This window comes from Nocardia sp. NPDC051832 (genome assembly GCF_040681285.1).
Classification (GTDB): domain Bacteria; phylum Actinomycetota; class Actinomycetes; order Mycobacteriales; family Mycobacteriaceae; genus Nocardia.
The window spans coordinates 861,141-887,498 of record NZ_JBFAYL010000004.1 but is presented as its reverse complement, the minus strand read 5'-3'; the positions used below and the strand labels follow the sequence as shown (position 1 = coordinate 887,498).

Below are 26,358 nucleotides of genomic sequence, written 5' to 3'. Positions count from 1 at the left end.
CAGCATCGGAGGATCATGATTTCGGCTCGGCAGCACTTGATCTCGATCGTCGGCATTTTCCTGGCCCTCGCCATCGGCGTGGTGCTCGGTTCGCAGACCCTGGCCGCGGACATGCTCACCGGTCTGCGCTCGGACAAGACCGAGCTGCGTCAGCAGGTCGAGAGCCTGAGTGAACAGAACCGCAGGCAGACCGACGAACTCAACGCCGCCGACCGTTTCCTCGCCGGCTCGTCCGGGCGCATCCTCGCGGGCGCCCTGGCCGACCGCACCGTCGCGGTGTTCACCACGCCGGATGCCGATCCCGCCGACGTGGAGGCGATCGCACGCGGACTGGACACCGCGGGCGCCGCGGTCACCGGCCGCATCGCCCTGACCGACGCCTTCCTCGACGCCGCCGAAGGCGACCGTCTGCGTACCTCGGTCACCAACGTCATCCCGGCCGGCGCCCAACTGCGTACCGGCGCCGTCGATCAGGCCAGCCTGGCCGGCGACTTGCTCGGTCTGGTCCTGTTGCTCGACCCCGCCAACTCACAAGCCCGCAGCACCCCCGAAGAGCTCGCCCTGGTGCTGGAAACCCTGCGCGGCGGCGGCTTCCTCGCCTACGGCGACACCCCGAACCGCCCCGCTCAGCTCGCCCTCGTCATCACCGGCAACGGCGCGCGATCATCCGAGAACAGCCAGGGCGCCAACATCGCCCGCTTCGCCGGCGCCCTGCGCGCCCGCAGCTCGGGCACCGTCCTCGCCGGCCGCGCGGGCGCCGCCGAAGGCCCAGGCCCGATCGCCGAACTGCGCTCCGACTCGGTCCTGGCCACCACCGTCACCACCGTCGACCATTTGGACCGCGAGATCGGCCGCGTCACCACGGTGCTGGGCCTGTCCGAGCAACTCAACGGCGGCTCGGGCCGCTACGGCACCGGCACCAAAGCCACGTCCCTCACCTTCGCCGCCCTGCCCCGCTAGCCGGGCCCCGGCACTGCTGGGCAGGGCGTGAATAGGGCTGCGGCGCAGCGGCGATCGCGTGATACTCTGCGGATCCCGTGCGCCGCGTGGGCGTGACGCACGATGGGTTCGAGATCGAAGTAGGGGAACATGGTTCCGGCGGGTGGGGATGGTCGCGGTGCTGGTACCCGGTGAGGTTTTCGCCGGTTATCGCATTGTGCGGCAGCTCGGTGCGGGTGGGATGGGTGCGGTGTATCTGGCTCGCCATCCGGAGCTGACTCGGCCGGTGGCGTTGAAGGTGCTGACCGGGGACGGGGACGACGAGAGCCGGAAACGATTCCTCCGGGAAGCGAAACTGGCCGCGCGACTTCAGCATCCGAATGTGGTCGCGGTCATCGACCGGGGGCGTTTCGACGAGCGGCTGTGGATTGCGATGCAGTTCGTCGACGGTAGTGACGCCGCGGCGGCGCTGCGTCGCGGGCTGACCGCGGAGCGTGCCGTGCACATCGTCACGGAAGCGGCCAAGGGCCTGGACGCGGCCCACGACGCGGGCCTGCTGCATCGCGATGTGAAACCCGCGAACATCCTGGTTGCCCGCGCGGACGGCGAGCCGGATCGGGTGCTGGTCACCGACTTCGGGATCGCGCGGGCGGTGGAGCAGTCGACCGCGCTCACCGCCGAGGGCATGGTGCTGGCCACCCTCGCCTATGCCGCTCCCGAGCAGCTCGAGGCTGGGCCGATCGATCGTCGCGCCGATATCTACGCGCTCGGCGCCACGCTGTTTCATCTGCTGACCGGCTCGGTGCCGTTTCCGCGCGACGATCCGATGACCATCCTGCACGCCCATCTCAGCGAGCCCCCACCACAGCCGACGCTGCTGAACCCGGTGCTGCCCAAGGGATTCGACGCGGTGATCGCTCGCGCCATGGCCAAGGATCCGCGCGACCGCTACCCCAGCTGCGGTGCGCTGGCCGCCGCCGCGATCGCCGCGTTGCGCGGGGAACCCGAACCGGTGCTGCCGAATCCGCGCAGGCACCGGCGAATCCTGATGGCGGGCCTGGTGATCGGCCTCGTGGTCGCGCTGGCGGCGGTGCTGGGCCTGACCTTGCGGCCGTCCTCGGCGCCGGCATCGGCGGGTACCGCCAAGTCACCGGCATCGGCGCCGCGAGCCTCCGGCGAGGCCGGTCCCTGGGGTGTCTACGGCAGCATCGCCGATCGATTCCCGAACCTGCTGCCGTCATTCCCGCACGCCCTCGGCTACCAGGGAATGTACTGCCGGGCAGCCGATTCCAAGGACGCGACCACCAGCGTTCCCCTGAACGTCACACCCGCCACGCTGGCCACCATCCGCTGTGACGGCGACGGCGATCCGCTCGAGATGGTGGCCATCACCTGCACGGTGGATCGCTCGCCCCGGCCCGAGCCGAACTTCGTCTTCGGAACCCGGCGCGGGGAGCAGCGCTGGACCAAGGGAACCGAATCCGGCACCGCGACATGGGGCGACGGGCAGACCGCGCAGGGCTACCTGTATGGATTGATGGTCACCTTCGACAGCCCGGCCCTGAACTCCTGCTACCTCTACTCTTTCGGGAGCAACGAGCTCACGGGGGCGGAGCTATTCGAGAAATGGTGGGCCGATGCGCCGCTGTAATCGCTTGCTCCGGTCGCTGTCACCGCTGCTGGCTGCCGCAGTGCTCACCGGCTGCGCCGGAATCGTGCCGGGAACGCCGGAATCGGCTGCCCCCGATTTGGGCGCGCTCGACACCGGCGAGTGGGACACGACTCGACTGTCGGCGCCCGCCAACGGAAAAGACTCCTACGGCCGCATTCTCGAATCGGCGCGTCTGGCCGAGGCGGTGATCAACCCGATCGATATCGACGCGTCGCTGGTCTACCCGGTGACCGCGCTGGTGCCAACGCCCCTGGCCTCGGTCGGCATCCTCGCCGAAGTCGCGCGCCCGATCCTCACCGAATTCGGCATGGTCGCAGGGTATTCGGTGACTGCGGGCGATACCGACGGCGAACGCTCGACGATGAACAGCAAGTCCACGCTGATTCGTGTCACGGTGCTCAGCCTGCACGATCCCGCCGCCGCGGCCGCGGCGGCGCAGCGGATCGGTGCGGCCGATTTCGCCGCCGGAACCGGCAACGAAACCGTCGAGATCCCCGGGTACGAAGCGGCGCAGGGTCATTGGCGGCCCACAGTGCCGACCGTCGGCGTCTACATCGCGCACGGTTCTTTCGTGGTCGCGCTCTACCTCCGATTGCCCGAGCCGGATTCGGACGCGCTGGCCGAGCTGGCGGCGGCCACCCTCGACGCGCAGCTGCCGAAGCTGGACACCTTCACCCCCACCCGTGCCGATCAGCTCGCCACCCTGCCCTTGGATCCGGACGGCATGGTGGCGCGGATGGTGCCGATGCGCGCCGGGCAGTGGACCTACCCGTCGATCAGCCGCCGGGAGAACTACTTCCGTGAGGTGACAGTCGCCATCGGCGTGCGCTTCAACGGCGCGGTGGTTCTCGGCCCCGGCGGCGTGGATCACCAGCTGCGCGTCGAACAGAGCGATCGCACCAAGCCCGGCGAGTACGGCATCGATCGACTCGCGGAGACCGGGTTGGAGAGTCTCTACCGCTTCACCGACGCGCGTCGCGCCCGCTGGTACTACCGGGCCCTGGTGGACAACATCTCGAAGTCGGTGGCCGAATCCGCCGACGCCGAGCGCGCGCTGATCGCCGGACCCGCGGGCGTCCCGGACGCGTTCTGCTACCGCATCGAGTTCAACGGCACCGATCCCTACCACCGCTGCTACCTGCTCGACGGCCGATTCATGGCGACAGTGATCGGCCCCGACGAGACCTTCGTCCGCCGCCGTGCCGCCGCCCAGTACGCCCTGCTGGCCGGGGCTCGGTAAGCCGATGCGCGAGCTGAGGCCCGGGAGCGAGGTGGCCGGGTATCGGATCGGCCGCCGGCTGGGCGCGGGCGGCATGGGCGCGGTCTACCTGGCCCAGCATCCGCGCCTGCCACGCCACGACGCGCTGAAGGTGCTGGCCCGCGCTCGCAGCGCCGATCCCCGCTTCCGGGAACGGTTCCGGCGCGAAGCCAAGCTGGCCTCGCGCCTGGACCACCCCAATCTGGTCGCGATCTACGGCAGCGGCGAGGACGGCGAATTGCTGTGGATCGCCATGCAATTCGTCGACGGACAGGACGCGTCGGAGTTGGTGCGCGCCGGCGGCCTGCCCGCCGAGCGGGCGATCACGATCGCCACCGGGGCGGCGCGCGGCCTGGACGCGGCGCACGCCGCCGGGCTACTGCATCGCGACGTGAAACCGGCCAACATCCTGGTCGCGCACGCGGGCGAGCATGTTCTGGTCACCGATTTCGGTATCGCCAAGGAAGAGGTGGGCGGTACCGCGACGGGAATGATGCCCGCGACCCTGGCCTACGCGGCGCCCGAGCAGATCCGCGGCGGCACGGTGGACCGCCGCGCCGACGTCTATGGTCTCGGCGCGACCCTGTATCACCTGCTGACCGGCCAGGTGCCCTTCCGCCGCGAGACCACCGCCGCCATGCTGCACGCCCAACTGTCCGCGCCGCCACCGCGCCCGAGCCGCGCCGTGCCCACCCTGCCGGTCGCCCTGGACGCCGTGATCGCCCGCGCGATGGCCAAGGACCCGGCCGAGCGCTACGCCAGCTGCGGCGAGCTGGCCGAGGCGGCCGGGGCCGCCCTCGGCGGCCGCTCCTTCCGGCGCATCCGCCGCGTCCGGACCGCTGTCGCCGCCGCGGTCGGCGCGGCCACGGTGGTGGCGACGGTCGCCGCCTTCGGCCTCCCCGGCGACGCCGGCCCTCCGTCGCCACCGGCCACCGCCGCGCAACCTCCCGTATCGCCCTGGGGCAGCGCGGATTTCATCGTGTCGGCGTTTCCCGCAATGTTGCCCCCGGCTCCGACTGCCCGCAACTACCTGGACCTGACCTGCAAAACCGTCGACGACGCGGCGGTGCCCGCGGTGGTCTGCACCGGCGAGAACCCGGATGTCTGGTGGCTGATGGTGAAGTGCCGCACCGACCGCGCCGCCTACCCGCCGATCGCCACCGACGGCGAAACGCGGACCTGGACGCGCCCCTCGGGCTCGGGTAGCGCGGTGCTACGCACGGACCCGGACCAGTACCGCGGCCTGGTCGGCAAGCTCGATATCCGCTTCGACAGCCCGGACCGCAATTTCTGCGCACTGCAAGCCTTCGGCATGACCGGCGGCGCGGAGCTCTTCGATCAGTGGTGGCCGGCGACACCGATCTGAGGCCGCTAGGGCACCGGCACCAACGCGACTTCGCTGACTTTCGCGGCCCTGCCGAGCTAGCGCGCGGCGGCGAAATCCGCCATATCCGCGGGCCGGGTGAAGGTTTCGGCGAAGGCGTCGGCAAGTCCGGTGTCGTTCTGTGCGGCCAGCATCAGCTCCTGCACGGGCGGGGGTGGGTCGAGCACGGCCATGGTCCAGCGGGCCGCCGGATGGGCCACCGCACTCAGCCACGGCTGTGCCGCCGCCGACATCCAGGCGCGGTCGAATCGAGCAGGAGAATCCAGAATCGCCGCGCTGTATCGGTCGGCACAGAAGGCAGCACTGTTGGCTCCCTGAGCGCCGCCGGGATCCATCCGGCACACGACGTCACCGCCGCCGAGGACGAGGGCGCCGGATGGCAATTCGGCGACCGGCTCCCGCATGGCTGGGAGTACGGCACCCACCAGCGTGGCGCCACCGTCCGTCAATTCGGCGTTGCGATACCGATCGGCGACTGCGGCGGGCAGGTATCGCCGCAAGAGATCGCGGGCCAGCAGCAGCCGATCGGTGGGGCCGGTATCGGTGAAGATGTCGAGCGCGCCACCGGGTAGCCCCTCGAACAGCAGTATCTCGCACCGCCTTTCCTGTCCCGGCGGACCTGTCAATCCCGGGTAGGAGATGATTTCACCGAGGCCCGGCAGAGCTGTATAGGTCCCGAAGCCATCGTCGGCAGGTTCGACTTCGTCCAGGTACAGCACCGACAATCGGCGCAACGGATCGGTCGGCATCGTCCACTTCGGGTCGATCGGAAAATGAGCGGCGAGCTCGCGCGATGCGCGGGTAACCACGGTCAGGTCGTATCCGGAGGTTCGCCGATCTAGTTGTGGCACGGATAGTTCGGCGATTTCCAGGTCGCCGTCGGCCGCCGCGAACTCGGTCAGCCACCGGGCGAACACAGTTCGCTGGTCGACGCTCTGAGCTGGTGCGCTGAAACGTCCCGCCCACCCGGACAGCACGACACGATCGACGACCAGATTGAATCGGATGCCGTCGATCCGCGGCGCGATTCCGTGCCAGAAACCCAGCCCCGCGTGCGATTCGATCGCCAATGTGGGCGCGAACTTCACCTGTGTGCTCGTCACCGCGCCGGCCAGCACCGCGGCCGCGTCCCGGTCGGTCACCAACCGGACGGGTATCCCGTTGGCCTGCAACCGCAAAGCAAGTGGGAGTCCGCACTCACCGGCACCAACTACCTGAATTCGACTCATGCGCCCAGAATCAATCGATAGGTAGGTCGCCCGCATCGGGTACCGCCGCGAAAGTTACCTAAGGGGCGGCGGTATTCGATTGCTGATGCTGGTAATCGACTGGCTGGCTACCATGCTCACGTGGCCGGGCGAGATCCATCGAGCGTCGAATCGCCGTCGGTTGCCGCCGACGACTTCGTAGGGCGCGACCGGGAGTTGGACACGATCTCGCGGTTGCTGCTGGATTCGGCGCGGCTGATCACGCTGATCGGCCCGGGCGGTATCGGCAAGACTCGTGTCGCGATCGAGGCCGTGCGCCGGTTCTACAAGGCTCGCCGGGTGCCAGTCCACTGGGTTCGGCTGGCCCGGCTCTCCAGCAGGGCCGACGCCGCGGCGATCGAGGACGAGGTCGCGCAAGCAATTGTCGACGCCGATTTCTCCGATCGATCGGTGTGGACGGCGCTGGTCGATACTCTTACCCACGCCGACGCCGCCGGCAGCAGGTCGCAGACGATCCTGGTCATGGACAATTGCGAGCACGTCCTGGAGGGCGCGGGGCAGGTGATCGCCGGACTTCTCGACGCCGTGCCGAAACTCACGGTGCTGGCTACCAGCCGGGAAGTGGTCGGCTGGGTCGACGAGCGACTGGTGCCGATCGGTTCATTGCCCCGGGAGCAGGCGCTCACCCTGTTCCGCAATCGGGTGGAGCTGACCGGACGCACCATCGCGGATGATCAACTCGCACTGGCTGATTCGATCTGCCGGCACGTGCACGATCATCCGCTCTACATCCGGCTGGCCGCCGCGCGCCTGCTGCGGCAACCGCTGCCGATGGTGCTCCGCGATCTCAGTGGCGAAGTCGACGATCGGCGGCTGCGGTGGTCGCGCGGGCCGCGCGTCGGCGGCGAACGCAGGCATCAGGGCATCCGTGATGTCATCGCCTGGTCCTACGAACTGTGCACCGACCAGGAACGTCTGCTGTTCGATCGGATGTCGGTCTTCGCCGCGGGCTATGACGTGAATCCCGACGACGAAACGTATTCCTCCGACTTCGATGCCGGCGCGGAACTGGACGCGATCGAGGGTGTTTGTGCTGATCTCGACAGCGTTTCCGGCGATTCGCGAATCAGCATCGCCAGAGCAGACGTCGAGGGCTTGCTCGAGCGTTTGGTGGACCAGTCCCTGGTTTCGGTGCATCTGACCGCCGACACAGTCCGCTATTCGCTGCTGGAAAGCTTCCGGGTATTCGCGCAGCATCGGCTACACGAGCGTGCGGCCGGCGCCGAATGTGAGCGGCTGGCCGCCCGGCATCGGCGCTACTACGCCGACAAGATCGTCCAGGCCGGCGCCGATTGGTTCAGCCCGGCCGAACAGGATCGCCTGGATTGGGCGCGGGGCGCCTGGAACAACCTGCTCTGCGCCATCGATGGCAGTCTCCTCGCACCCGCGGAATCGGTGACCGGGCTGGAAATCGCGGTGGGCATGATCGCGTTGCGTGTTCCCTTCACCAAGGGATCGCTGCGCGAATCCCGGCGCTGGGCCGAGCGCACCCTCGCGGCGACTCGCGGCCTCGATCCGCAACCGGTCGAACTCCAGATCGCGGCGCTTGCCCTGATCGGCTGGATCAGTCTGTGCCAGGGGGACCACGACAATGCCGAACGGATGCTCGACGAGTGCGTGACGGCCTGTGTTTCCGAGCCGGCGGCACGAGACAGCTGGCGCCGGCATCCCGAGCGTGACCTCGGCCTGCCCGCGGCCGCCGAGTTCACCCGCGGCAGCGAACTGATGCTGGTGCAGCGGGACGCGCGCGCGATCACGGTGCTGGGGCGTGCCCGGCAGCGGTTCACCGCCGGCGGTGATCGCAGCGGGGCCGCGATGAGCGAGCTGTTCGAAGCGCTCGCCGCCGGCTTCCTGGGTACGGCCGAGCAGGCGATGGAGCTCGCCCGGCGCCACCTCGACAACGCCACCGCCGCACAGGCACGCTGGGCGATATCGTGGGCTGAATTGGCCTGGGCGATTGCCCTGACCAAACATGACGACCCCGGCGCGGCGCTCGCGGTCGGGCGCCGCGCGCTGACCGATCAGGTGGCGATGCGTGACCAGTGGGGCGCACTCTGGGCGGTGCACATCCGCATGTGGACGCTCGCGGCCTCGCACCCGGGAGCCGGCGAGGCCACCGAGATCGCGCTCCTCGGCGGCGGCGCCGCGACCTGGCGGGAACACCTGGGTGTGAACCTGGCGAACCTCGGCCCCTTCGGAACCGAAACCGACAATGCCCTCCGGATCGCCCGGGATGTGCTCGGGCAAACCCGGTTCGACGCCATGCGGCACGAGGGGTCCCTGCTGCGGCCGGAACACAACGAGGTCGCGCGGCTGGCACTGGGCACCTTGACGATGAACAAGCTCGGCGTGGATCATCCGGTCCGGCGCAGCCGCCCATCACTGTGGCAGCAACTCTCCGGTGCCGAGCAACAGGTGGCTACCTTCGCGGCGGCAGGCTGGACCAATTCGGCGATCGCGGCGGTGCGCGGCAGCTCGTTCAAAACCATCGACGCGCAGATGGTCTCGATCTTTCAGAAGCTGATGATCACCTCGCGGGTCGACATCATCGCGTTCGTACCGACGGATCGGATAGCCGACGTCACGAACGCGGCGGCGCGGCGGCCGAAGACCGCGCAGCCGCGTGGGCGAACGTGACGTTCGGCTCATCGGGTGCGGGAAGGTACCGAGGCATCCTGAGGTCAGCCGCCGGATGACCGTTGAGCGACTTGTGGGCAAACGCGCGTGGCGTTGGATCGCCAGGGGCAAACAGTGTTACCGTGAAGACCCGTGGGTCAAACACGGATTCAGGCGCGAACTGCCACGAAACACATCTTCGTCAGCGGTGGTGTCGCCTCCTCATTGGGCAAAGGCCTTACCGCTTCCAGCCTCGGTCAGCTGCTGACGGCGCGCGGTTTGCGCGTCACCATGCAGAAACTCGACCCTTACCTGAACGTCGATCCGGGCACCATGAATCCGTTCCAGCACGGAGAGGTGTTCGTGACCGAGGACGGCGCCGAGACCGATCTCGACGTCGGCCACTACGAGCGGTTCCTGGACCGCGATCTGTCCCAGGACGCCAATGTCACCACGGGGCAAATCTATTCGACGGTCATCGCCAAGGAACGCCGCGGCGAATACCTCGGTGACACCGTGCAGGTCATCCCGCACATCACCGACGCGATCAAAGCCCGCATCCTGGCGATGCAGGGCCCCGATTTGCAGGGCCACACCCCGGACGTGGTGATCACCGAGATCGGCGGCACCGTCGGCGATATCGAATCCCAGCCGTTCCTCGAGGCGGCGCGGCAGATCCGCCACGACGTGGGCCGCGACAACGTCTTCTTCCTGCACGTCTCGCTGGTGCCCTACCTCGCCCCCTCCGGCGAGCTCAAGACCAAGCCGACCCAGCACTCGGTGGCGATGCTGCGCAGTATCGGCATCCAGCCCGACGCGCTGATCCTGCGCTGCGACCGCGACGTGCCGCAGGCGCTCAAGTCGAAGATCGCGCTGATGTGTGACGTCGATGTCGACGCCTGCATCTCCACTCCGGACGCGCCGTCGATCTACGACATTCCCAAGGTGCTGCACCGCGAGGGCCTGGATGCCTATGTGGTGCGCCGCCTGGGTCTGCCGTTCCGCGACGTGGACTGGACGGTGTGGGGCGATCTGCTGGAGCGCGTGCACAACTCGCGCGAGTCGATCGAGATCGCCTTGGTCGGCAAGTACGTCGACCTGCCGGACGCGTACCTGTCGGTGACCGAGGCGCTGCGCGCGGGCGGGTTCGCGCACCGGGCAAAGGTGCAGATCCGCTGGGTCCCCTCCGACGAGTGCGAGACCGAAGCCGGCGCCATCGCCGCGCTGCGGGACGTGGACGCGGTGCTGATCCCCGGCGGGTTCGGCATCCGCGGCATCGAGGGCAAGGTCGGCGCGATCCGCTACGCCCGGACCCGCGGCATCCCGCTGCTGGGTCTGTGCCTGGGCCTGCAGTGCGTGGTCATCGAGGCCGCGCGTTCGGTCGGCCTGGACGACGCCAACTCCGCCGAGTTCGAGCCGGACACAAAGCATCCCGTCATCTCCACCATGGCCGACCAGAAGGCCGCCGTGGCCGGCGCCGCCGATCTCGGCGGCACCATGCGCCTGGGCGCGTACCCGGCGACCCTCACCAAGGGGTCGGTGGTGGCCAAGGCCTACGGCACCGAGGAAGTCTCCGAACGGCACCGGCATCGTTTCGAGGTGAACAACGCCTACCGCGACAAGATCGCCAAGAGCGGCTTGCGATTCAGCGGCACCTCGCCCGATGGACATCTGGTGGAGTTCGTGGAATACCCTGCGGATGTACATCCGTTCTTCGTCGCCACCCAGGCGCACCCGGAGCTGAAGAGCCGTCCGACCCGTCCGCATCCGCTGTTCGCGGCGCTGATCGCGGCGGCACTGGATTACAAGGCGGCCGAACGGCTTCCGGTGGACCTCAGCGGAACCGACGAACTCCCGGATGCGGACAAGTAATTCATGACTGACAGAGGGGGAGCGGTGCCGGGCAGCCACGATTTCGAGACGGTGTCCAGTAAGACCGTGTACAGCGGGGCCATCCTCGCCTTGCGGTTGGACCAGGTGGCCATGCCCGGCGGCGGCGTCGCCGAACGCGAAGTGATCGAGCATCACGCCGCGGTCGCCGTCCTCGCCCTCGATGACGACGACAACGTGGTGCTGATCAACCAGTACCGGCATCCGATCGGCCGGCGGCTGCTGGAACTGCCGGCCGGTCTGCTCGACGTCCCCGGCGAGGATCCGCTGGCGGCGGCCAAACGGGAGCTCGCCGAGGAGACCGCGCTGGCCGCCCGCGAATGGTCGGTGCTGGTCGACGTGGCGCTCTCGCCGGGATTCACCGACGAGGCGCTGCGGGTCTACCTGGCGCGCGGGCTCTACGCGACCGAGCGTCCCGAGCCGGAATTCGAAGAGGCCGACCTCGGCGTCACCGTCATGAAGGTGGATCAGGCGGTGCGGGCCGCGCTCGCGGGCGAGATCGTCAACGCCACGGCGGTCGCCGGCGTACTCGCGCTGGCGGCGGCGCGGGCCGGAAACCTGCCGCTGCGTCCGGCCGACGCGCCGTGGCCGGGCCAACCCACCGAATTCCTGCGGCGTAAAGCAGCACAGCAACCCGAAGCCTGACAGGATCCCAGGGTGCTCGCACGCGAGATCGACGCCTACCTCGACCATCTCGCGGTCGAACGCGGCGCGGCCCGCAACACCCTGGGCGCCTATCGCCGTGATCTGGGCCGCTATCGCGACTTCCTCACCGAGCGCGGGATCGACGGTCTGGATCGGGTAGCCGAAGCCGATGTCGCCGAATTCACCATGGCCTTGCGGGCAGGTGCGGAGAATCATCCGCCGCTGGCGGCGAGTTCGGTGGCCCGCGCGCTGATCGCGGTGCGCGGGCTGCATCGATTCGCCGCCGCGGAGGGTCTGACCACCACCGATGTGGCGCATGCGGTGAAACCGCCGGCGCCGGGCCGGCGGCTGCCGAAAGCGCTGCCCTACGACAAGGTGCTGGCTCTGCTGGAGGCCGCGGGCGGTGACGCCGGCAACGACGGCGGCCCCCGCGGACTGCGCGATCGCGCCTTGCTGGAGCTGCTGTATTCCACGGGCGCACGCATTTCCGAGGTCGTCGGACTCGATGTCGACGATCTCGATACCGGCGAACGCGCCGTCGTCCTGCACGGCAAGGGCGGTAAACAGCGCATGGTCCCGATCGGCCGCCCCGCGCTCGCCGCGGTCGACGCCTACCTCGTGCGGGGCCGCCCGCTGCTCGCCGCCGGCAGCAGCTTTGCCAAGAACGCCACCGCGGGCGCACTGTTCCTGAATGCCCGCGGCGGCCGCCTCTCCCGGCAAAGCGCCTGGCAGGTTCTGCAAACCGCGGCCGAACGCGCGCGCATCGGCGCCACCGTCTCCCCGCACACCCTGCGCCATTCCTTCGCAACACATCTGCTCGACGGCGGCGCGGATGTGCGTGTCGTCCAGGAACTTCTGGGCCACGCCTCGGTCACCACCACCCAGATCTACACCCTCGTCACCGTCAGCACGTTGCGCGAGGTCTGGGCCACCGCCCACCCCCGGGCCCGCTGATTGCCTTCGCGCACGCGGGCTTCCAGGCAACGATCTCCGGGTATCGTCTGTGCGAGTACGTACGTCGGCTCGCGTGTCCGAGCGCAAGTCTCGCGCTGTCAAGCGGTAGCGTCTAAACAGAGCTGGACCGTACGAAAGCGAGGTCGGGCCTGATGGGGTCTCGCTACGCTCGGCGAGGTCGATCATTTCGAGCGACCTGCAAGCAGTCGCTACGGCACTGGGCAAACGCGTAAGGAGCAGCGGACGTGACTACAGCAGGAGCGGCGGGACCGACTTCGGACGCTGCGGCGGAAACGCTGTGGGGCAACGGGGCGGCACCCGTTCCGGAGAGTGCGGAACTCGGGCCGACGGGCAGGCCGTTGCGTTTCGTGCCGGATCCGCAACCCCTCGCCGAGCACGGTAACGCGCTGATCGTCGCGATGTGCAATCAGAAGGGTGGCGTCGGAAAGACCACCTCCACCATCAATCTCGGCGCGTCGCTGGCCGAATACGGCCGCCGCGTGCTGCTGGTCGACCTGGATCCGCAGGGCGCGCTGTCCGCGGGTCTCGGTGTCGCCCATCACGATCTCGATCAGACGGTGCACAACCTGCTGATCGGCACGCGCACCTCCATCGACGACGTGCTGATGGAAACCCGCATCGAGAACCTGGATCTGCTGCCCAGCAATATCGACCTGTCCGCGGCGGAGATCCAGCTGGTCAACGAGGTCGGCCGGGAGCAGACCCTGGGCCGCGCGCTGGAACCCATCCGCGACCGCTACGACTACATCCTCATCGACTGCCAGCCGTCGCTGGGCCTGCTCACCGTGAACGCGCTGGCCTGTTCGGACGGCGTGATCATTCCGATGGAGTGCGAGTACTTCTCGCTGAGAGGACTCGCCCTGCTCAACGACACCGTGGAGAAGGTGCGCGATCGCCTGAACCCGAGGTTGAGCCTGTACGGCATCGTGGTCACCATGTTCGACGCGCGACTACTGCACTCACGGCAGGTCATGGCACGCGTCGTCGAGGTGTTCGGCGATCTGGTCTACGACACGGCGATCTCACGCACCGTCCGGTTCCCGGACGCCAGCGTGGCCGGCGAACCCATCACCACCTGGGCGCCGAAATCCGGTGGCGCGGAAGCGTATCGGGCGATGGCGAGGGAAGTCATCCACCGGTCCGGCCGGTGAACGGCACGCTCGACCCCGCTCCAGCCTTGCCCGAGCCCGAAACGCCGGAGAAGTCCGGATTCCATCTGACGCTCAGCAATTTCGAGGGTCCCTTCGATCTGCTGCTGACGCTGATCAGTTCGCGCAAGCTCGACGTCACCGAAGTCGCGCTGCACAAGGTGACCGACGAATTCATCGCCTACACGAAGGCTTTGACGGCCGGGATCGCCGGTGAAACCGGTCTGCGCGCGGACAAGATCCTGGATCAGACCACCGAATTCCTGGTCGTCGCGGCCACGCTGCTGGACCTGAAGGCAGCCCGGTTGCTGCCGGCGGGGGAGATGACCGACGCCGAAGACCTGGAACTGCTGGAGGCCCGCGACCTGCTGTTCGCGCGGCTGCTGCAATATCGCGCGTTCAAGCAGGTAGCCGAGCTGTTCGGCGAACTGGAAGCGATTGCGCTGCGGCGCTACCCGCGCTCGGTGAGCCTGGAGGAGCGGTTCGCCGGTCTGCTGCCCGAGGTTACGCTGGGAGTAGACGCGGCCGGGTTCGCCGAGATCGCCGCCGTCGCCTTCCGGCCCCGCCCGGTGCCCAAGGTCGGGCTCGACCATCTGCACGCGCACGCCATCTCGGTCGCCGACGAAGCGGCCTGGGTGCTGGACCGCCTCAAGGAACGCGGCGTGGGCGGTTGGACGACCTTCGCCGAGCTCGTCGCCGACTGCGAGCAGCCGGTGCAGATCGTGGCCCGCTTCCTGGCGCTGCTCGAGCTCTACCGGGGCAAGACGATCGAGTTCGATCAGCCCGATCCGCTGGGTCCGCTGGGGGTGAGCTGGCTCGGTGAGGTGGATCCGGACGCGCCGGAGCCGATTGTGACCATCGAGGAGGACTACGGGTGAGCGAGCCCAGCGGCGAGAACGAGCCGAGCGGTGCCGACCAGCCGCCCAGCGGGGGCCGGCCGACGGGTGCGGCCGACGCCGCCGGCCAGCCGAACGCGAGTATCGAGCCGGCCGGTCCGCCGACCGCCGAGACCGCGGCCGCCCGCATGATGGAGGCGGCTCGATTGGCCGAGCTCGCCCGTCTCGCGGCTATGCAGGCCCGTGCGACCGACCCCGCTGTCCCCACCACCGCCGAGCTGATCCGGCGCGACGCCGAGCTGCTGGCCGACGACGGGGTCACCCTCGTGGGGCTCGAGGTCGAGCCGGGACCGGCCGATTCGTCCCTGGGCTATCAGCCGCGCGGCACCGAGCCGGTTCCTGGCGTCTCGCAGCAGTCGCCGGAAGAGACGCTCGACACCCCCCGCATCCTCGACGAGGACGAATTCCGCTCCGCGCTGGAGGCGATGCTGCTCGTCGTCGACGCGCCCGCACCGGCAGAACAGCTGGCCGCGGCCCTGAACGACGAGACCGAACGCGTCGAGGACGCCCTGCGTGCGATGTCGGCCGAGCTCAGCGCCCGGCACAGTGGCATCGACCTGCGTTTCGTCGGGGATGGCTGGCGCTTCTATACTCGCAGCGAGTACGCACCCTATGTAGAACAAGTGCTGCTCGACGGCGCGCGAACAAAATTGACCCGCGCGGCGTTGGAAACATTGGCGGTGGTTGCCTACCGCCAGCCGGTGACCCGGACCAGGGTGAGTGCGGTCCGCGGCGTGAACGTCGACGGAGTGATGCGCACGCTGCTGGCTCGTGGCTTGATCGCCGAGGCCGGGGTCGATTCGGAAACGAACGGCACGCAGTACCGCACGACCGAGTTGTTCCTGGAGCGGATCGGGCTCGCGTCACTGTCGGACCTGCCGCCCCTGGCGCCCTTGCTTCCGGGCGTCGACCTGATCGATGAGATCAACGACAGTCTGGATACCGACCCCCGGTACACCAGGCTGAAAAAAACCGCCGAGGCAGATTTGGATCTCGGCACCGAGGACTAGGAAAAACATTGAATACGCCCGCTCGCCGAGATGGCACACCGGATCGTAGAAAAAGAACAGACCAGCCGCCCGCCCGCGGCTCGGCCCGCAGCACAGGTTCGCGCGGAGCCCGCGCGGCCCAGCGTGGCGCCGCAGCGGAGCGCGGTGGCTGGAGCGAAGACCGCGGTGGCGCCCATCGCGGAGCCCCCGCCGAGCGGAGTAGCTGGAGCGAGGAGCGCGGCGGCCGTCGCGGCAGCGCCCAGGGTGGCGCCGCTCAGCGTGGCACCGGATCGCGAGCTTCCTCGCGTGGTGAGTACACCACCCCCAGCGGAACTCCGTCGCGTGGCGGCTCGTCGCAGCGCGGAACATCATGGGGTGAGCGTGGAACTCCCGCGGCCCGTGGCGGCGCACCCGGTCGGGGCGGGGCCCCGGCAGCGCGTGGTGGTGCCCCCGCCCGTGGCGGCGCCGGACAGGGCGGACCGCGCAAGGCCGCACCCGCCGCCGCGAAGAAGACCGTCAAGCCGAAGCGGCCGACGCCGTCGGGGCCGTTGCTGAGCAACGCCAAGCCGGCCAAGCATCAGTATGTCGAGCCGACCGAGGTCTACGAGTCGCACACGAAACTGGCCGCCGGTGAGGGCGAGCGGTTGCAGAAGGTCCTGGCCAAGGCTGGTGTGGCCTCGCGCCGCGCCGCCGAGGAGATGATCGAGCAGGGCCGCATCGAGGTCGACGGCATGATCGTGCGCGAGCAGGGTCTGCGGATCGACCCGCAGAAGGCGGTCATCCGGGTCGACGGCACCCGCGTCATGGTGCGCGAGGAGCTGGTGCACATCGCGCTGAACAAGCCCAAGGGCTGGCAGTCGACGATGTCGGACGATCTGGGCCGGCCCTGCGTCGGCGATATCGTCGCCGAGCGGATCGCGGCCGGTCAGCGGCTGTTCCACGTCGGGCGGCTGGACGCCGACACCGAGGGCCTGCTGCTGCTCACCAACGACGGCGATCTCGCGCACCGGCTCATGCACCCGTCCTTCGAGGTCTCCAAGACCTACTTGGCCACGGTCAACGGCGAGGTGCACAAGGGCATCGCCAAGACCTTGAAGAACGGCATCGAGCTCGACGACGGCCCGGCCAAGGTCGACAAGTTCCAGGTGCTGGAGCTGGGCGAAGGCCGTTCGCTGGTGAAGCTGGAGCTGCACGAGGGGCGCAAGCACATCGTGCGCCGCCTGCTCGCCGCGGTCGGGCACCCGGTGATCCGCCTGGTGCGCACCAATATCGGACCCGTCGCCCTGGGCGACCAGCGGCCCGGCACCCTGAAGGTGCTCGGCCGCAACGAAGTCGGCAAATTGTATGAGGCGGTGTCGTTGTGAGCAGTGTGGAGACTTCCGTGGCGATTACGGAGAAGTTGATCGGCAGCGGCCCGCTGGTCGTTGCGATGGACGGTCCCTCGGGCACCGGCAAATCCAGCGTCTCGCGGCTGCTGGCCACCCGGCTGGGCGCGCGCTATCTCGACACCGGCGCCATGTACCGGGTCGCGACCCTGCGCGTGCTGCGCACGGGCGTCGACTTGGCGGACGCGGCCGCCATCGCCGTGGCGGTGAAGGAACTGCCGCTGCACATCGGCACCGATCCCAGCCGTGAGGTGATCGAGCTCGACGGCAGCGATGTCGCCTCGGAGATTCGCGGTGACGCGGTGACCAAGGCCGTCTCGGCCGTGTCCGCGGTGCCCGAGGTGCGGGAGCTGCTGGTCGCGCTGCAGCGCGACATCACCACCGCCGCGGGCCGAATCGTGTTGGAGGGCAGGGACATCGGCACCGTCGTGCTGCCCGGCGCCGACGCCAAGATCTATCTGACCGCGTCCGCCGAAGCGCGGGCGCAGCGACGCAACCAGCAGAACATTTCCGAGGGCCGCGGCGACGACTACGAGGCCGTGCTGGCCGACGTGCAGCGTCGCGACAACCTGGATTCCACGCGCAAGATCTCCCCGTTGCGCCCGGCCGAGGACGCGGTGCTGGTCGATACCAGCGAGCTGACCAAGGCCCAGGTCATCGACGAGTTGTATCAGGTTGTCGCGCAGCAGCTTTCGACGACAGGAGAGTCCCGGTGACCGAGGACGTACTAGCCGGTGACGGCGTCTGGAGTGACGAAACCGATTGGGACGCCATCGGTTTGGAAGGCGAGGAGGACGGCGAAGAGTATGTCGCCATGCCGACCCTGGCCGTCGTCGGACGCCCGAATGTCGGCAAATCCACGCTGGTGAACCGGATCCTGGGCCGGCGCGAAGCCGTCGTCGAGGACATCCCCGGCGTCACCCGTGACCGCATCTCCTATGAGGCGACCTGGTCCGGCCGCCGGTTCTTCGTGCAGGACACCGGCGGCTGGGAACCCGACGCCAAGGGATTGCAGCAGTCGGTGGCCCGGCAGGCCGGCGTGGCCATGGAGACCGCGGACGCGATCCTGCTCGTCGTCGACGCCACCGTCGGGGCCACGGCCACCGACGAGGCGGCGGTGAAGAAGCTGCGGCGCTCCAAGATTCCGGTCATCCTGGTCGCGAACAAGGTCGACGATCAGCGCGTCGAGGCCGAGGCCGCGGCGCTGTGGTCGCTGGGTCTCGGTGAGCCGCGCATGGTTTCGGCCGCGCACGGGCGCGGCACGGGCGATCTGCTCGACGATGTGCTGGCCGTGCTGCCGGAAACTCCGCGCGAAGGCACCGGCGGTCAGGGTCCGCGGCGCGTCGCCCTGGTCGGCAAGCCGAACGTCGGCAAGTCCAGCTTGCTCAACAAGCTGGCCGGTGACGAGCGGTCGGTGGTCCACGATGTCGCGGGCACCACCGTCGACCCGGTCGACTCGCTGGTCGAATTGGGTGGCAAGGTCTGGAAGTTCGTCGACACCGCCGGTCTGCGCCGCAAGGTCTCCCATGCCAGCGGTATGGAGTTCTATGCTTCGCTGCGCACCAAGTCGGCGCTGGAGGCGTCCGAGGTCGCGATCATGCTGATCGACGCCTCGCAGCCGATGACCGAACAGGACCTGCGCGTCATCAGCATGGTCGCCGACTCCGGTCGCGCGCTCGTGCTGGCGTTCAACAAGTGGGACCTGGTCGACGAGGATCGCCGGTTGCAGCTGGAGAAGGAGATCGACCGGGAGCTGGTCCGCGTGCCGTGGGCCGGGCGGGTCAACATCTCCGCGCACACCGGCCGGGCCGTCCAGAAGCTGGTTCCCGCCATGGAAACCGCGCTGGAATCCTGGGACAAGCGTATTCCGACGGGCCGTTTGAACAACTGGCTCAAGGAAGTCATCGCGGCCACCCCGCCGCCGATGCGCGGCGGTCGCCTGCCCCGCGTCATGTTCGCCACCCAGGCTTCGACGCGCCCGCCGACCTTCGTCCTGTTCACCACCGGATTCCTGGAGGCCGGCTACCGCCGCTTCCTGGAACGCCGCCTGCGTGAAGAGTTCGGCTTCGACGGTTCTCCGGTCCGCATCTCGGTTCGCATCCGCGAAAAGCGAGACCGCAACAAGAAGTAACCACCGATGCCCGGCCCCGGGGCGCAATGGCGCGCCGCCGCCATGATGCGCCCCGGCCTCCTCTTGGTATCCGGCGCGATCGGCCGAGCGGACCTGCACGCCCACCACAGCGTGCAGGTCCTGCTCACCCGCACCACTCCGCTAGTGCTCGCCGACCGCACCGGCCACGAATCACCCTGCCGCGCAGCCGTAATCCCTGTCGGCGTTCCGCACCAGATCGTCCACGGAACCACCGACGGCATCCTGATGCTCTTCGACCCCGAATCATCAGCCGGAGCAGCCCTGAGCGCCGCACCCGCCGGCCACACGGTCGCCGATTGGATCGCCGCCGCCCACAAACTCGGCCTGACCCCGGCCAGCGCCTGGCTCTTCGGCGGCACGGATCCGGCAGCAGCAGAACAAGACTCGCTCGACGCAGCGTCGGCCAGAACGCGCGAAGTCGTGCGCAGCTGGGTCCGCAACGTGCGGCGACAGCCACAAAGCACCAGATGGCTACCCCACGCCACAGGGGCCCTGAGTGCAGTGGCGATGCCGGATACTGCCGCTGCACAACGGCATTCGGCGGGACGACCTGGAGTGGAAGCCAACGCCCCGGCGCTAGGCGAAGCCTTGCCGCCGGACCGAGCGGCAGTGCCGGACCGAGCGGCAGTGCCGGACCGAGCGGCAGTGCCGGACCGAGCGGCAGTGCCGGACCGAGCGGCAGTGCCGGACCGAGCCGCAGCACCGGACCGAGCCGCAGCACCGGACCGAGTCGTTCCGCCGGATCGGGCTGTGCCGCCGGATCGGGTTGTGCCGCCGGATCGGGCTGTGCCGCCGGAACGAGATGCGGTCTCGGAACGAGATGCGGTGCCGGATCGGGCTGCGGTGCCGGATCGGGCTGCGGTGCCGGATCGAGCCGTGCCGCCGGAACGAGCCGTGCCGCCGGGCCGAGCTGCGGTGTCGGATCGGGCTGGCGCGCCGGACGAGGCCGGCGTCCAGCGCCATCCGGCCGTGGCACAGCTGCTCGCTATGCTGCCCGACATGTTGGATGCGGGCCCGATTCGCTCCCGCGATTTAGCGCGCGCCGTGCATCTGTCGGAAAGCCGACTGGCCCATGTTTTTTCGGCTGAGCTCGGCCTCCCGGTGCGTCCCTACATTCGGTGGTTACGCCTACAACGGGCCGTGGAGCTGTTCGCCACCGGTCAGTCGTTGACGGCTGTCGCCCACGGCGCGGGTTTCTCCGACAGTGCCCACTTGAATCGCGTGTGCCGCCGCATGTTCGGTGCTCGCCCCTCGGACTATGCCGCCATCCACTGGGTTGACGATCTGCCCGGACTCGTCCCATAGCCGCGTGATCGGAGCGGGCCGTGGAATGGTGGCCACCGATCGTTCGCTGATGGTCGTCGCCTGTGGCGGGGAGATTCCTGATGGTGCCTGCCTGAATCGCGTGTGCAGCCGCATGTTCGGCGCGCAGATCGGTAGCCGGTATGGAGGCAGCAGGTTTGTTCAAGTACGCCGATGGGTGGGTGTTCGATGCTGGGTGGGCAAATCAACGAGTTCTTGGAGGAATCGTGGCTCCTATGCCGCCCACCGTCCGTGCCGCTTTTCAAGCTGAATTGGAATCGGCCAGCGCCGCAACTGATCTCGACGTGATGTGGCGTGCGCTCGAACGGGCTCACATCCTTTCGCAGGGCTGGCCGTGGCCGCATACCCGGTCGCACTGGCACATGTTGCGCGTGGCTTTGCGCTGCCGGGACCGGCGCGAAGCGCTCGGACAGGTCGTCCGCCTGGCCGGCGCGGGCGTTGCTTCGTCGCTCGGTCGCGTTCCGGTCGGCAACACCGGTCGTTCCACCGTCGGAATCATGACTCCGATGCCGATCCCGGACGACCTCGCCCAGATTCTGGCTACGGGCCGCGCCGAGACCGCCAACCGCTGACGTCATAGCCCAAACCCGCTCGGTCGCAGCCGAGCAAAGCCTGCCTGCGCAGGCGCGAGAGCCGAGCGGTGACTGCGGTAGTCGAATTGCTGACGACACGCCGAGGGAGACGGCAATATCGCTACGCGCGAGTAGAGGGAAGGGGTGGAGGGGGTGTCTCAGGTGGGTGGCTGGCGATCTGGCGGCGGTTGCCATCAGAATGGGGGCGGGTGACGGCGGTGTCGCTCGAGGAGGGTGGACGATGGTTGAGACGGCGCAGGAGCGGCGGGCGCGCCGGGTCGCGGAGTTGTATGCCGAGTATCCCGAGATTCGGGCGGCTCGGCCGGACAAGGGGGCGGCGCTGCGCGAGATGCGGTTGCCGGAGATCATCGCGGCGTTGTGTGCGGCGTATGGGGAGCGCCCGGCGTTGGGGCAGCGGGTGGTCGAGTGGGGTGCGGCGGGGCGGCGGTTGTTGCCCGAGTTCGAGACGATCACCTATGGGGAGATGGGTGCGCGGGTCGATGCGGTGACGGCGGCTTGGCACGCGGCCGGGATCCGGGCCGGGGATTTCATTGCGATGGTGGGATTTACCAGCATCGATTACACGATTCTGGACCTGGCGTGTGTGCGGCTCGGTGCGGTGGCGGTGCCATTGCAGGCGAATGCGCCGGTCGCGCAGCTGGCTTCGATCTTGGCCGAGACCGAGCCGCGGGTGGTGGCGGCGAGCGCGGATCTGCTCGCGCATGCGGTGGACTGCGTGCTCGCCGCCGCGCAGCCGGAGCTTTTCCACGTGTTCGATCTCCATCCGCGGGATGAAAAGCAGCTCAGCGCTGTCGAATCCGCCCGCTCGCGGCTGGCGGCGCGGGTCGAAGCCTTGGATTCGGTCATCGAACGGGGCCGGGAGCTCCCGGCCGCACCGGTATGCGAGGCAGACGACGACACCCTGACCTTGCTGATCTACACCTCCGGCAGCACCGGAACGCCCAAGGGCGCCATGTACACCGAGCCGCTGGTCCGCAAGATCTGGCTGGCCCAGCCGCCGGTCGCGGCGATCAACCTGAACTTCATGCCGATGAGTCACGTCGCTGGGCGGATGACCTTGCACGGCTTACTGGCCCGGGGCGGCACCGCCTATTTCTCGGCGCAGAGCGACATGTCGACACTGTTCGAGGACATCGCGCTGGTTCGCCCGACCGAGCTGTTCTTCGTTCCGCGCGTGTGCGACATGGTGTTTCAGCGGTTCCTGGGCGAGGTGGACCGGCGGCTAGTGCCGGGCGCCGACCGCGCCGCCGTCGAGGAGCAGGTGAAAACCGAACTGCGCGAACAGTTCCTCGGCGGTCGCGTGATGACCGCGATCTGCGGGAGCGCGCCGCTGGCGGCGGAGATGAAGACGTTCATCGAATCGGTGATCGATCTGGAACTGCACGACGGATACGGGTCCACCGAGGCGGGCGGCGGTCTGGTGATCGACAACCGGGTGCGCCGCCCACCGGTCCTCGACTACAAGCTGGTCGACGTGCCCGAGCTCGGATACTTCCGCACCGATCGCCCGCATCCGCGCGGCGAGCTGCTGCTCAAGACGACCGCCATGATTCCCGGCTACTTCAAGCGCCCCGACATCACCGCCGAGGTTTTCGACGAGGACGGCTTCTACCGGACCGGCGATATCGTCGCCGAACTCGGTCCGGACGAGCTGGTCTGCGTGGACCGCCGCAACAACGTCTTGAAGCTCTCGCAGGGCGAATTCGTGACGGTCGCGAAGCTGGAGGCGGTGTTCTCGACGAGCCCGCTGGTCCGCCAGATCTTCGTTTACGGCAGCAGCGAGCGTGCCTACCTGCTGGCGGTAATCGTCCCGACCGCGGATGCCCTGCGCGCGCCGGATCCGAAAGCCGCACTCGCGGAATCCCTTCAGGAGCTGGCCCGCGACGCGGAGCTGAACTCCTACGAGATTCCCCGCGACTTCCTGATCGAGACCGAACCGTTCACCACCGCCAACGGACTGCTGTCCGGCATCGGGAAACTGCTGCGGCCCAAGCTGAAAGAGCACTACGGGCACCGACTCGAGCAGCTCTACACCGATCTCGCGGCCGCCCAGACCAACGAACTGATCGCCCTGCGGCATTCGGCGGCCGATCAGCCGGTGCTGGACACCCTCGGCCGCGCCGTACGCGCGTTGCTCGGCTGTGCCGACACCGATCTACGCCCCGACGCGCACTTCACCGATCTCGGCGGCGATTCGCTGTCGGCGCTGTCGCTGTCGAATCTGCTGCACGAGATCTTCGACGTCGAGGTACCGGTGGGTGTGCTCACCAGTCCGGCGACCGATTTACGGCAGATTGCCGATTACATTGTGGCCGAGCGGAATTCCGGAGTCCGACGGGCAACGTTCAGTGTCGTGCACACTCGTGACGACGAGGTCCGGGTGGACGAACTCGTCCTCGAACGTTTCCTCGACACCAGCACCCTCACCCCGGCTCCGCGCGCCGCCGAAACCCGCACCGTGCTGCTCACCGGCGCGAACGGCTATCTCGGCCGCTTCCTGTGCCTGGACTGGCTACGGCGGCTGAAAGCGACTGGGGGAACGCTGATCTGCCTGATTCGAGGATCCGACGCGGCGGACGCAAGACGACGCCTGACCGCGGCCTTCGACTCCGGCGACCCCGACCTGCTCGACGAGTTCGAGCAACTCGCCACGCACCTCGAGGTCGTCCCGGGCGATGTCGGCGAGCCGAATCTCGGTGTGGATCAAGCGACTTGGACCCGCCTGGCCGGCACCGTCGATCTCATCGTGCACTCCGCCGCCCTGGTCAACCACGTGCTCCCGTATCGGCAACTGTTCGGCCCCAACGTCGTCGGCACCGCCGAGATCATCCGCCTGGCCCTCAGCACGCGCGTCAAATCGGTCGACTTCCTGTCCACCGTCGCGGTGGCCGCCCAGATCGATCCGGCCGACTTCGACGAGGACGCCGACATCCGCCTGATCAGCCCGGCCCGCCGTCTCGACAGCGCCTACGCGGGCGGCTACGGCACCAGCAAATGGGCCGGCGAAGTCCTCCTGCGCGAGGCCCACGACCGGTTCGGTCTCCCGGTGTCGGTCTTCCGCTCGGACATGATCCTGGCCCACAGCCACTACGCGGGCCAGCTCAACCTGCCGGACATGTTCACCCGGCTGATCTTCAGCGTCCTGGCCACCGGCCTGGCCCCGCACTCCTTCTACACGACCACCGCGGACGGCGCCCGCCGCCGCGCCCACTACGACGGCCTACCCGCCGACTTCACCGCCGCCGCGATCACCACCCTCGGCGGCCGCCCGACCGGCTTCCACACCTACGACGTCCTCAACCCGCACGACGACGACATCTCCCTGGACACCTTCGTCGACTGGCTGATCGATTCCGGCCAAGAAATCCAGCGAATCGACGACTACCAGGACTGGCTCGCCCGCTTCGAGAACGCCCTGCGCGCCCTCCCGGAGAAACAGCGCCACCAGTCCCTGCTCCCACTCCTGCACGCCTTCAAACGCCCAGGTAGACCCCTCGCCGGCGCCGCACTGCCGACCAAACGCTTCCACGCCGCCGTGCAGGCCGCGGGCACCGATATCCCGCACCTGAACGCCGCCCTGATCGCCAAATATGTGTCCGATCTACACCTGCGAGGATTGCTGCCGGAACGTTAGCTCGGCCGATGCCGGGGTACTCGCCTGCCGTAAAGGAGGTGTGACCATGCCCAAGCAATGGAGCAACAAGCGAGAACGGCAGTACGAGCACATCAAGGAGTCACAGGAGGACCGCGGCACCGGCACCAAGCGCGCCAAGGAGATCGCCGCGCGCACGGTGAACAAGAACCGTGCCCAATCCGGCGAATCCCGGACCGCCAGCCGCACCTCGACCCGCGACAAATCACCCCAGCAGCGCGGCGGCCAGCGTTCCGGCACCAACCGCCCCAAGGGCCCGACCCGTGACCAGCTCTACAACGAAGCCAAGAAGCGCAACATCAAGGGCCGTTCCTCGATGACCAAGGGAGAACTCGCCGACGCCCTCGGCAAATAGGCCGACCAGGGAGGTTCGTTGAACGCAGTGACCGAGCGACTCGCCGCCCTCGCCGCCGACAGCGCCCTGACCATCGCCGTCGCGGAATCACTGACCGCGGGAAATCTGGCCGCCGCTCTCGGCGCCGCGCCGGGTTCCGCCGACTGGTTCCGCGGCGGCATCGTCGCGTACTCCCGCACCGTCAAACACGACCTGCTGAAGGTTCCGCCGGGTCCGGTGGTCTGTGAACCGGCCGCCAAGGCCATGGCCGACGGCGCCCGCACCCTGCTCGATGCCACCCTCGCGGTGGCCGTCACCGGCGCCGGCGGCCCGGATCCGCAGGACGGCGAGCCCGCGGGCTCGGTCTGGTTCGCCGTCGCCACCCCGGACGAAACAACAGCCGTCCACCAGCATTTCGACGGCACACCCGAGGAAGTCCTCGACCAGACCATCAGCGTTGCCCTCGATCTTCTGCTAGCCGCGGCCACGGCCCGATAGCCGGCGGGTGGACACAGCGGCGAGCGCTCGTACGCTGGATCGGGTGATGTCTACAGCACAGATGGTGGCGTTGGGTGGCGTGACGCTGGTGGCGGCCATGTCGCCGGGGCCGGATTTCGTCATTGTGACGCGGAGTGCGGCGTTGTCGGGACGGCGGGCCGGGATGGCCTGTGCCGCCGGGATCGCGGCGGGCGTTTTCGTGTGGTCGGTGGTGAGCGCGGTCGGGGTGGCTGGGCTGCTGGCGGCCTCGGCAGTGGCGTTCACGGTCGTGAAACTGGTCGGCGCGGCGTATTTGATGCTGCTGGGGATTCGGGCGCTGCTGGCGGCCCGGCGCGGGGAGTACGAGGTCGACGCGGCGGCGGGCGCTGCGGGCCCGAGCGCGTGGGCGGCGTTCCGGCAGGGCCTGCTGACCAATCTGCTGAATCCGAAAGTGGCGGTGTTCTTTCTGGCGTTGCTGCCGCAGTTCATGCCGACCGCGCCGTCGGCGCTGGACACCCTCACGCTCGGCGCCATCGCGGCCGTCGTGGGGCTGGTGTGGTTCGTCATGCTGGCGAATGTCGTGAACGCGGTCCGGGGCGTGCTGGCGCGGCCCGCGGTGCGCCGGGCCATCGATACCGTCATGGGCGCGATGCTGGTCGCGTTCGGCATCCGGGTGGCCGCGCAGGCCTCCTGACATCGCCGTTCCTGAAACACCGGCTGTTCACCGGTCCGGCGGTTCGGCCGTCGCGGCCGGTAACGTCG

Annotated in this window: 21 protein-coding genes; 20 read left to right on the top strand and 1 reads right to left on the bottom strand. The window is 68.7% G+C overall.

From position 1 onward, the window contains the following. The first annotated feature begins 15 nt into the window (after positions 1–15). The 4 genes from AB0M14_RS29535 to AB0M14_RS29520 all read left to right on the top strand — a co-directional run bounded on the left by AB0M14_RS29535 (position 16) and on the right by AB0M14_RS29520 (position 5,235). Positions 16–960: a copper transporter gene (locus AB0M14_RS29535; RefSeq protein ID WP_365000449.1), complete on the top strand. Its 945-nt coding sequence runs from the start codon at positions 16–18 to the stop codon at positions 958–960. A gap of 148 nt (positions 961–1,108) precedes the next feature. Then, positions 1,109–2,590 (top strand): serine/threonine-protein kinase, encoded by a 1,482-nt coding sequence (locus AB0M14_RS29530; RefSeq protein ID WP_365000526.1) that lies wholly within the window; start codon positions 1,109–1,111, stop codon positions 2,588–2,590. Continuing rightward, positions 2,577–3,851 carry a hypothetical protein gene (locus tag AB0M14_RS29525; protein WP_365000447.1) on the top strand — a complete coding sequence of 425 codons (1,275 nt, stop codon included), beginning with the start codon at positions 2,577–2,579 and terminating at the stop codon, positions 3,849–3,851. Before AB0M14_RS29530 ends, AB0M14_RS29525 begins: the two co-directional genes overlap by 14 nt. Positions 3,852–3,855: 4 nt before the next feature. Further along, entirely contained in the window at positions 3,856–5,235 is a 1,380-nt protein-coding gene (locus AB0M14_RS29520) for a serine/threonine-protein kinase (RefSeq protein WP_365000445.1), read from the top strand. Between the two features lie 56 nt (positions 5,236–5,291). On the opposite strand, the gene AB0M14_RS29515 is transcribed toward AB0M14_RS29520, so the two are convergent. Then, positions 5,292–6,482 (bottom strand): styrene monooxygenase/indole monooxygenase family protein, encoded by a 1,191-nt coding sequence (locus tag AB0M14_RS29515; RefSeq protein ID WP_365000443.1) that lies wholly within the window; start codon positions 6,480–6,482, stop codon positions 5,292–5,294. A gap of 120 nt (positions 6,483–6,602) precedes the next feature. Here AB0M14_RS29515 and AB0M14_RS29510 point away from each other — a divergent pair, with 120 nt between their 5' ends. From AB0M14_RS29510 to AB0M14_RS29435, 16 genes are all read left to right on the top strand, one after another. Then, the gene (locus AB0M14_RS29510) at positions 6,603–9,158 is read left to right on the top strand and encodes an AAA family ATPase (RefSeq protein WP_365000441.1); all 2,556 of its coding nucleotides are present in this window, start codon (positions 6,603–6,605) and stop codon (positions 9,156–9,158) included. 132 nt (positions 9,159–9,290) lie between these two features. Continuing rightward, a complete protein-coding gene (locus AB0M14_RS29505) occupies positions 9,291–11,009 on the top strand; it encodes a CTP synthase (protein ID WP_365000439.1) in 1,719 nt (572 codons plus the stop codon). Between the two features lie 3 nt (positions 11,010–11,012). Then, positions 11,013–11,672 carry an NUDIX hydrolase gene (locus AB0M14_RS29500; RefSeq protein WP_365000437.1) on the top strand — a complete coding sequence of 220 codons (660 nt, stop codon included), beginning with the start codon at positions 11,013–11,015 and terminating at the stop codon, positions 11,670–11,672. Between the two features lie 12 nt (positions 11,673–11,684). After that, entirely contained in the window at positions 11,685–12,626 is a 942-nt protein-coding gene (gene xerD, locus AB0M14_RS29495; RefSeq protein WP_365000435.1) for a site-specific tyrosine recombinase XerD, read from the top strand. A gap of 296 nt (positions 12,627–12,922) precedes the next feature. After that, positions 12,923–13,798 carry a ParA family protein gene (locus AB0M14_RS29490; protein WP_365000524.1) on the top strand — a complete coding sequence of 292 codons (876 nt, stop codon included), beginning with the start codon at positions 12,923–12,925 and terminating at the stop codon, positions 13,796–13,798. Continuing rightward, a complete protein-coding gene (locus tag AB0M14_RS29485) occupies positions 13,795–14,673 on the top strand; it encodes a segregation/condensation protein A (RefSeq protein WP_365000433.1) in 879 nt (292 codons plus the stop codon). Before AB0M14_RS29490 ends, AB0M14_RS29485 begins: the two co-directional genes overlap by 4 nt. A 404-nt stretch (positions 14,674–15,077) precedes the next feature. Next, a complete protein-coding gene (gene scpB / locus AB0M14_RS29480; protein ID WP_365000522.1) occupies positions 15,078–15,701 on the top strand; it encodes an SMC-Scp complex subunit ScpB in 624 nt (207 codons plus the stop codon). 8 nt (positions 15,702–15,709) lie between these two features. Further along, complete coding sequence (locus AB0M14_RS29475; RefSeq protein WP_365000431.1) at positions 15,710–17,044, top strand: pseudouridine synthase; 1,335 nt, start codon at positions 15,710–15,712, stop codon at positions 17,042–17,044. Between the two features lie 65 nt (positions 17,045–17,109). Beyond that, positions 17,110–17,781 carry a (d)CMP kinase gene (gene cmk / locus AB0M14_RS29470; protein WP_365000520.1) on the top strand — a complete coding sequence of 224 codons (672 nt, stop codon included), beginning with the start codon at positions 17,110–17,112 and terminating at the stop codon, positions 17,779–17,781. Next, positions 17,778–19,196, top strand: coding sequence for a ribosome biogenesis GTPase Der (der, locus tag AB0M14_RS29465; RefSeq protein WP_365000429.1), 1,419 nt, complete (start codon positions 17,778–17,780; stop codon positions 19,194–19,196). The genes cmk and der overlap by 4 nt, the downstream gene beginning before the upstream one ends. 6 nt (positions 19,197–19,202) lie before the next feature. Next, positions 19,203–20,522, top strand: a complete 1,320-nt coding sequence (locus AB0M14_RS29460) for a helix-turn-helix domain-containing protein (protein ID WP_365000427.1) — start codon at positions 19,203–19,205, stop codon at positions 20,520–20,522. A gap of 233 nt (positions 20,523–20,755) precedes the next feature. Then, positions 20,756–21,112, top strand: a complete 357-nt coding sequence (locus AB0M14_RS29455; RefSeq protein ID WP_365000518.1) for a DUF3703 domain-containing protein — start codon at positions 20,756–20,758, stop codon at positions 21,110–21,112. A gap of 241 nt (positions 21,113–21,353) precedes the next feature. Further along, positions 21,354–24,767: a carboxylic acid reductase gene (gene car / locus AB0M14_RS29450; protein ID WP_365000425.1), complete on the top strand. Its 3,414-nt coding sequence runs from the start codon at positions 21,354–21,356 to the stop codon at positions 24,765–24,767. Between the two features lie 46 nt (positions 24,768–24,813). After that, complete coding sequence (locus AB0M14_RS29445) at positions 24,814–25,140, top strand: plasmid stabilization protein (protein WP_365000423.1); 327 nt, start codon at positions 24,814–24,816, stop codon at positions 25,138–25,140. Positions 25,141–25,158: 18 nt separating this feature from the next. Further along, positions 25,159–25,617 carry a CinA family protein gene (locus AB0M14_RS29440; RefSeq protein ID WP_365000422.1) on the top strand — a complete coding sequence of 153 codons (459 nt, stop codon included), beginning with the start codon at positions 25,159–25,161 and terminating at the stop codon, positions 25,615–25,617. Positions 25,618–25,663: 46 nt separating this feature from the next. After that, a complete protein-coding gene (locus AB0M14_RS29435; RefSeq protein ID WP_365000420.1) occupies positions 25,664–26,290 on the top strand; it encodes a LysE family translocator in 627 nt (208 codons plus the stop codon). Positions 26,291–26,358 lie beyond the last annotated feature (68 nt).

What these genes read in the sequence shown, in the direction of transcription:
- AB0M14_RS29535 (WP_365000449.1), top strand. Translation starts at nt 16, where the DNA reads ATGATTTCGGCTCGGCAGCACTTGATCTCGATCGTCGGCATTTTCCTG.
- AB0M14_RS29530 (WP_365000526.1), top strand. Translation starts at nt 1,109, where the DNA reads ATGGTCGCGGTGCTGGTACCCGGTGAGGTTTTCGCCGGTTATCGCATT.
- AB0M14_RS29525 (WP_365000447.1), top strand. Translation starts at nt 2,577, where the DNA reads ATGCGCCGCTGTAATCGCTTGCTCCGGTCGCTGTCACCGCTGCTGGCT.
- AB0M14_RS29520 (WP_365000445.1), top strand. Translation starts at nt 3,856, where the DNA reads ATGCGCGAGCTGAGGCCCGGGAGCGAGGTGGCCGGGTATCGGATCGGC.
- AB0M14_RS29515 (WP_365000443.1), bottom strand. Translation starts at nt 6,482, where the DNA reads ATGAGTCGAATTCAGGTAGTTGGTGCCGGTGAGTGCGGACTCCCACTT.
- AB0M14_RS29500 (WP_365000437.1), top strand. Translation starts at nt 11,013, where the DNA reads ATGACTGACAGAGGGGGAGCGGTGCCGGGCAGCCACGATTTCGAGACG.
- cmk (WP_365000520.1), top strand. Translation starts at nt 17,110, where the DNA reads ATGGACGGTCCCTCGGGCACCGGCAAATCCAGCGTCTCGCGGCTGCTG.
- AB0M14_RS29460 (WP_365000427.1), top strand. Translation starts at nt 19,203, where the DNA reads ATGCCCGGCCCCGGGGCGCAATGGCGCGCCGCCGCCATGATGCGCCCC.
- AB0M14_RS29455 (WP_365000518.1), top strand. Translation starts at nt 20,756, where the DNA reads ATGCCGCCCACCGTCCGTGCCGCTTTTCAAGCTGAATTGGAATCGGCC.
- car (WP_365000425.1), top strand. Translation starts at nt 21,354, where the DNA reads ATGGTTGAGACGGCGCAGGAGCGGCGGGCGCGCCGGGTCGCGGAGTTG.
- AB0M14_RS29445 (WP_365000423.1), top strand. Translation starts at nt 24,814, where the DNA reads ATGCCCAAGCAATGGAGCAACAAGCGAGAACGGCAGTACGAGCACATC.
- AB0M14_RS29435 (WP_365000420.1), top strand. Translation starts at nt 25,664, where the DNA reads ATGTCTACAGCACAGATGGTGGCGTTGGGTGGCGTGACGCTGGTGGCG.